The sequence below is a fragment of the Bacillus crepusculi genome (genome assembly GCF_014764715.1).
Classification (GTDB): domain Bacteria; phylum Bacillota; class Bacilli; order Bacillales; family Bacillaceae; genus Bacillus.
The window spans coordinates 1-6,617 of the sequence record NZ_JACXXE010000026.1 but is presented as its reverse complement, the minus strand read 5'-3'; the positions used below and the strand labels follow the sequence as shown (position 1 = coordinate 6,617).

Here is a 6,617-nt window from a genome sequence, read left to right as displayed (position 1 = left end):
ACTACTCTTTTAAAAAGAGTAGTTTTCAACATTATATGAACAGGATCAATAAAATCACACCTAGGATGATTCGATATATCGCAAAAGGCACCAGTTTGATTTTATTAATCAGTTTTAGGAAGAATCGAACAACGAAGAGAGCCACAACAAACGCACTCACAAAGCCAACGATAAAGAATGGAAGCATGTCTGTTGTTAAATATTCAGCATTTTTCACGAGTGTTAAGAGGCTTGCTCCCGCCATAATCGGCATCGCCATGATAAACGTAAAGTCAGCCGCCGCGCGGTGATTTAAGCCAAGAATAACACCACCTGCGATCGTAGAGCCTGAGCGCGAGAAACCTGGCCATAATGCTAGACATTGAAACAGTCCGATATAAAGTGCCTGTCTGTATGTCATGTTATCCACAGAGCTTGTTTCTGTTTTACGTTTATTGATCCAGTCAGCGACAAGCATCAGCACTGCCCCTAAAATCAAACCAATAGCAACCGTTCTGACGTCAAACAAATATTTATCAATATAATCTTCAAGTAAAAATCCTAAAATGACGGCTGGGACGAGTCCAACAGCAATTTGAGCAATGGTCAGCTTATGTCCGCTGCGCTTTTGTTCTTCTGTGATATTTTTCTTTAAGCCTAACAAGTTCAAAATACGATCTTTAAACACAATCATCACAGCTAGAATAGAGCCTAACTGAATGACGACTTTAAATGTATTTGCCGCCTCTGGTGTAATGATTTCTTTTGATTTTAACCAAAGATCATCGACAATGATCATGTGTCCTGTAGAAGAGACAGGTGCATACTCTGTTAATCCTTCGACAATTCCTAAAACCAGTGCCACGAATAAATCCCATAGATTCATGATTTTCTTTCCTTTCAATTCTGATCTTTTGAGCAGGCCAAACATCTATGTCCACATAAAGACAAGCTTTCTTTTTCGAAAGCTCGTCTTTATGATACTATATTTTTTTCAAAAAAAGATTATGACATTAAACCTTTTCTTCTTTATACAAATTGGATCGCATTTTGAACCAATCAAACAAGTGGGTCGTGATGACCTTCAGAACGGCATACGTCGGAATCGCGACAATGATACCAACTACGCTGAATAACTTACCTGCTGTCAATAGTACAAAAATAATCGTGATCGGATGGATATGAAGGTTTTTCCCCATAACCTGAGGAGAAATAAATTTCCCTTCAATGAGCTGAACCACTGTCCAGACAATGATTAGTTTTAAAAGCATCACTGGTGATGTCACAAGCGCAATCACAATCGCTGGTGTAATCGCAATCGTTGGACCAAGGTAAGGAACCACACTTGTACATGCCGCAATGATCGCCAGCAGGAAGGCATAGTCAAGTCCAATAATCAGGTAACCGATTAAAAGAAGAACACCGATACAGAAGCTGACTATGATCTGTCCAAGAATATAAGAGCTCAGGCGATGGTTCATTTCGTGAAGCACGATATGTGTATGTTCTCTAAATTTATTCGGAATAAATTTCAGGAAATAGTCAGGCAATTTCTTGCCGTCTTTTAATAGATAAAACAGAATGAATGGAACTGTGACAATCGAGATGATAATTTCAGTGAGCGCACCTAAGAATGTCCCTACACCGGTAAAGGTACTTTCCAAAAGACTCGTCGCTTGATTTGATGCTTTACTTGCTAATTCAGATACATTAAAGTTCATCGTACTCTGTACTTGATTAATGAAATTGCTGCCTGTTAATTGCCTAATTTGATCCTCTACCGTATCGACATATTTCGGAAGGTTATGAAACAGGCTCATAGTTTGGGCTTGTAAAAAAGGAATGATAGACACAATGGTCACTGTAATGACGCCAATAATGACAATATATAAAAGCAAAATCGAAAAGATCCGCTTGACTCTAAACCTCTCTAACAAATTGACGACCGGATTTAATAAATAATACACTACCCCGGTTAAAATAATCGGTAAGGCAATGGTTTTGACGAGTACAATGAGCGGTGTGAAAATAAAAGATGTTTTCATGAAAACAAGGATATTCAATCCGATTAATAGCAGGATGAGTAAAAAGAGAACAAACTTGTTATCAAGAAAAAATTTTCTAAATCGACTGCTCCACATTTGCATAGAATTCATATCGTTCCTCCAAACACGGGCTTATTTTTTTAGTAAATTGTACACTACTTGATCATAATATGGTGATCATTGTTTCAGCTTTTTTTCCAATTGCGCAATGGACATGGCCCATCCAATAAGAATAGGCTGTCCAATGAGCCTCATCCATAGCAAAGATCGTTCTGTGCTCTCTTGACCTGGAAATGGGATTCCCTCTCGCGCCGCAAATAGGTTGGCTGGGAAAATGAGCACAAGATAGACAGCCATGGCTTTTGCTGCTGCGACCCTGGTGTTTGGCAGTAGCAAAAGCACTGCAAGCAGCCATTCCAAGCATGCAGTAGCATACACCATCACATACGGAAATGGCCAGCCATTCATCATGCGGGCAAAGCCGTTCGGCTCTATCACATGAAAAACACCGGCTGCTATGAATAATAGCGCAAAGACGTATGTACTTCCTATATGCAGAATGCGCTTCATGTTCGTTTCCTCCTCCCCCTTCTTTCTGAGTATTACCCGAATGAAGGAAGAAACTACCCACTTTTCGTACATTTATATCCTTTATGTAAGACGCATCAGCCTAGATAAAGGTTTCATCCTCTTTTTAATAAAAAGAGGATTCTTTCATACAAACGCTTTCAAAGCATGTATAATCAGAGAAAAGCAGAAGGAGGGGATGACATGATTCGATTTGCTGTTATCGGAACGAACTGGATTACAGATCGGTTCATACAGGCCGGGGAAGAGATTGCAGATTTTACATGCACGGCCGTCTATTCACGATCCGCTGAAAAGGGACAGGCATTTGCCAAAAAATACGGAATTGATACGGTCTTTACCAGCTTACAGCAAATGGCGGCAAGCGATGCGTTTGATGCTGTTTATATCGCGAGCCCAAACGCCCTTCACAAAGAGCAAGCCATGTTGATGATGGAGCATCAAAAGCACGTTTTATGCGAAAAGCCATTGGCCTCCCATCGAAAGGAAGCCGAAGAGATGATTGCCGCAGCGAAAAAATATCAAGTTTGTTTGATGGAAGCGATGAAAACGACATTTCTACCAAATTTTCTTCAAATCAAACAGCATCTTGATCAACTAGGTCCTATTCGGCAAATCGTCGCCCATTACTGTAAATATTCCTCAAGATACGATGCCTACCGAAACGGTGAGATTCCAAATGCCTTTAAGCCAGAATTATCAAATGGCTCTTTAATGGATATCGGTGTGTATCTCGTCTACCCGGCCATTTATTTATTTGGCCTCCCGCATCAAATCACAGCGAGAGGCTATAAGCTTTCTTCTGGCGTAGATGGAAGCGGCTCAGTCCTTTTACAGTATGACGGGCATCAAGCGCTTTTATTTCATTCAAAAATTTCAACGTCTCATTTGTGTGCTGAAATTCAAGGAGAGGATGCCACGATGGTGATTGATCAATTCCACCGTCCTTCTCGTATCACGATCCATGATCGTCATGGCCACCAAACCGATCTCTCTCTCAAAGATGACCAGCCAGCCATGTATTATGAAATCGCTCATTTTATTGAGTGTATTCAGCAAGGGAAGGGGCAGTCTCCGGTCAATACCTTTGCCTTATCTATTCAAACCATGTCCGTCATGGACGAGGCAAGAAGGCAAATGGGCATTACGTATCCTGCCGACAGACAAACATAATGGGGCATGAGATGATGAACAAAGGGCGGAAATATTGTTTATTTTCACCCTTTGTCTTCTTTTCAGTGTGAATCAAATGATGTGGCCGCTAACACATCAGCAAATGCTTTCACATATGGCGGTAGATCTGGTGGACGTCTGCTACTGACGAGATGACCATCAGTGACGACTGCCTCATCAAACCAGTCTGCACCTGCATTTGTCATATCATCTTTAATCCCAGGTGTACTGGTCACTTTTTTGCCTTGCAGAATTCCTGCTGAAATCAGCACCCACCCGGCATGGCAAATTTGCCCGATTGGTTTCGCCTTCGCATCAAATGTACGGACGATGTCTAGCACTTCTGGATAACGGCGCAGTTTATCAGGCGCCCATCCGCCTGGGACGAGCACAGCATCGTAATCGTCAGCTTGAATGGAATAAAAATCTGCATCAGATACAGCCGGCACACCATACTTGCCGATGTACTCATGATCTGCTTTTTCTCCTACAAGGTGGACAGTTGCTCCTTCTTCTCTTAAACGCAGAACCGGATACCACAGCTCTAAATCTTCAAAATCATCACTGACAAACGCAATGACCTTCTTATTTGATAAACGCATAACATCTCTCCTATTCTTTCGATTTCCTCTATTGTACGAGATGACCTCTTAAAAAGAAAAGCGGTTCCCCTTGAGGAGAACCACTTGACCTTATTCACTGATCTTGAATTTTTTAATTAAATCACGTAATTCTTCCGCCATTTGGGAAAGAGTCGTAGATGAAGAACTAATCTCTTCCATAGAAGCAAGCTGCTCTTCAGCAGATGCGGCGATATCTTGGATACTTGCTGAACTCTCTCTCGATACATCTGCAATTTCATTCACTGCTTTAGAAATTTGCTCAGATCCTTTTGAAAGCTCACGTACCGTTGTATTCATATCATTGATTCTTGTTGCGATTTCCGCTGTTTGCTCATTTATTTGTGAGAAGCTTTCTTTCGTTTGGTCTGTAATGGAAAGACCATTCTTCACTTCTTCATTCACTGATTTGAACATGTTTTGAGATGTTTCAATTTCAGATACGATTTCTTTCACAAGCTTTTCAATTTCCTTTGCTGAATCCGAGGATTGAACCGCTAGTTTACGCACTTCTTCTGCGACAACCGAGAAGCCTCTGCCTGACTCGCCTGCACGCGCTGCTTCGATTGCGGCATTGAGTGCAAGTAAATTCGTTTGATCTGCAATGCCGTTAATCACGCCTAGAATGTTTGTGATATCTTTTGATTTATGCTCTAGCCCGTTGATGACCCCTTCCGCTTCTTTTACTGAATGGTCGATTGTTTTCATTTGACCAACGGTTTGCTCTACAAGCTGTCCGCCTGTTTCCGCTACTGTTTTTGATTGAACAGATGATGCTGTGATGACATCAGAGGTTTGTGCGACTTCGTTCAATCCTTCATTCATTTGTTTCAAATGGGCCGCACTTTGTTCAACCATTTCACTTTGATTTTCATTGCCGTTTGAGAACGTTTCAATAGATGCTGTAATATGTTCAGTTGCTTTTGTTGTTTGACCTGCGCTTGCCGTCAGTTCTTCAGATGATGAAGCCACGTTCTCAACAGATGTTTGTACGGCTTGAATGACATCTCTTAGTGACTCACTCATTTCATTAAAGCTTGTGCCTAGCTGTCCAATTTCATCTTGTGATCTGACGTCAATTTTTTCTGTCAAATCTCCCTCACTGATCTTCTTCGAGGATGAGACAAGCATGGAAAGAGGTTTTGTAATGGATCGGATGATAAAGAAGATGAGAATACCACCTATGATCAAGGCGCCGACTAAAATAATGGCGGCCATGTTGAAGACTGGCTGCGCAGCATCTTCTACTTCACTGACAAACATCGTACCGACAATCTTCCATCCAGTCGCTTTGTTTGTGGTGAATTCCATTTGCTTTTCTTTTCCTTCAAACATGTAGCTCATAGAGCCTTTATCTTGTGAATACAGTTTTTCTAACCACTCACCAGATAATTTTGTTCCAGCTTTTTTCGTTGGATGGGCAACAAAGGTACGATCCTTACTTCCGATAAAGGCATAGCCTTGTTTCCCAATGTTAATGCTATTAGACTCTTTTACTAGATTTGCAATGTCTAGGTTCATTGCTATGACACCTGATCCATCCTCTAGTTTTTTAGAGATGGTCACAACGATCGTACCGGTCGATGCCGTTGGGTACGGATCTGAAACAGACAGCTCACCGTTTTTCGCCCAGCCATCTTTATACCAATCTCTCTCAGTTGCGACATAGTCAGCAGGCATTTTTTTATTCGGATATCTTGAGAACACTTTGCCATCACTTGAAGCGACAAAAATGCCTTCTGTGTCGTCATTCATCCTCATGAACTGCTCAAAGCGTCCTTGAATATCAGTCGTTCCTTTTTGCTTGAGCTTTTTCTCCGTAATCCATTGACTAAAGTAATCGGCTGCGTCTGTTTTCACTTTCACAACCTTCGTAATATTTTTATCTAACTGCTCTACATTTTCCTTTGCGCTTTGCATGATTTGATCATTTAAGGAAGTGCTAGCCGTATGATATGAAGAGAATGCCAATACAATGATTGGGCATAAGAGAATAAATAAGAAAGAGAATACGAGCTTTTTTGATATAGATGGCTTTCTGAAATACTGTATGAATTTCATAAAAAAGAAAACTCCTTTTAGTAAGATAGTATATATATCGGAAGTACTACTAGGTTGTTTACTTTTTTAACTTATTAAAGTCTAAATAAGTCCAAAATAACCAATTTATATGCAGTGAATGGAAAAAACACCTGACATTCGGTGTCAGGTG

6 protein-coding genes are annotated in these 6,617 nt (G+C 40.9%); 1 reads left to right on the top strand and 5 read right to left on the bottom strand.

The window, feature by feature from the left end; translation table 11 throughout:
- Window positions 1-31 precede the first annotated feature (31 nt).
- The 3 genes from IEE86_RS19080 to IEE86_RS19070 all read right to left on the bottom strand — a co-directional run bounded on the left by IEE86_RS19080 (window position 32) and on the right by IEE86_RS19070 (window position 2,594).
- Window positions 32-865 (bottom strand): undecaprenyl-diphosphate phosphatase, encoded by an 834-nt coding sequence (locus IEE86_RS19080; RefSeq protein WP_191098558.1) that lies wholly within the window; start codon window positions 863-865, stop codon window positions 32-34.
- Window positions 866-992: 127 nt separating this feature from the next.
- Entirely contained in the window at window positions 993-2,135 is a 1,143-nt protein-coding gene (locus IEE86_RS19075; RefSeq protein WP_191098557.1) for an AI-2E family transporter, read from the bottom strand.
- Between the two features lie 66 nt (window positions 2,136-2,201).
- Entirely contained in the window at window positions 2,202-2,594 is a 393-nt protein-coding gene (locus IEE86_RS19070) for a MauE/DoxX family redox-associated membrane protein (RefSeq protein ID WP_191098556.1), read from the bottom strand.
- Window positions 2,595-2,795: 201 nt separating this feature from the next.
- On the opposite strand from IEE86_RS19070, the gene IEE86_RS19065 reads away from it, so the two are divergent.
- Window positions 2,796-3,785, top strand: a complete 990-nt coding sequence (locus tag IEE86_RS19065; protein WP_191098555.1) for a Gfo/Idh/MocA family protein — start codon at window positions 2,796-2,798, stop codon at window positions 3,783-3,785.
- A gap of 62 nt (window positions 3,786-3,847) precedes the next feature.
- Here the strand turns inward: IEE86_RS19065 and IEE86_RS19060 are convergent, their stop codons facing one another.
- Both IEE86_RS19060 and tlpB read right to left on the bottom strand, forming a co-directional pair.
- Complete coding sequence (locus IEE86_RS19060; RefSeq protein WP_191098554.1) at window positions 3,848-4,387, bottom strand: type 1 glutamine amidotransferase domain-containing protein; 540 nt, start codon at window positions 4,385-4,387, stop codon at window positions 3,848-3,850.
- Window positions 4,388-4,477: 90 nt separating this feature from the next.
- A complete protein-coding gene (tlpB, locus tag IEE86_RS19775) occupies window positions 4,478-6,466 on the bottom strand; it encodes a methyl-accepting chemotaxis protein (RefSeq protein ID WP_191098553.1) in 1,989 nt (662 codons plus the stop codon).
- Between the last annotated feature and the right edge of the window lie 151 nt (window positions 6,467-6,617).

Bases quoted from the DNA above. Each gene is read 5' to 3' on its own strand.
- IEE86_RS19080 (WP_191098558.1), bottom strand. From the start codon at position 865: ATGAATCTATGGGATTTATTCGTGGCACTGGTTTTAGGAATTGTCGAA.
- IEE86_RS19075 (WP_191098557.1), bottom strand. From the start codon at position 2,135: ATGAATTCTATGCAAATGTGGAGCAGTCGATTTAGAAAATTTTTTCTT.
- IEE86_RS19070 (WP_191098556.1), bottom strand. From the start codon at position 2,594: ATGAAGCGCATTCTGCATATAGGAAGTACATACGTCTTTGCGCTATTA.
- IEE86_RS19065 (WP_191098555.1), top strand. From the start codon at position 2,796: ATGATTCGATTTGCTGTTATCGGAACGAACTGGATTACAGATCGGTTC.
- IEE86_RS19060 (WP_191098554.1), bottom strand. From the start codon at position 4,387: ATGCGTTTATCAAATAAGAAGGTCATTGCGTTTGTCAGTGATGATTTT.
- tlpB (WP_191098553.1), bottom strand. From the start codon at position 6,466: ATGAAATTCATACAGTATTTCAGAAAGCCATCTATATCAAAAAAGCTC.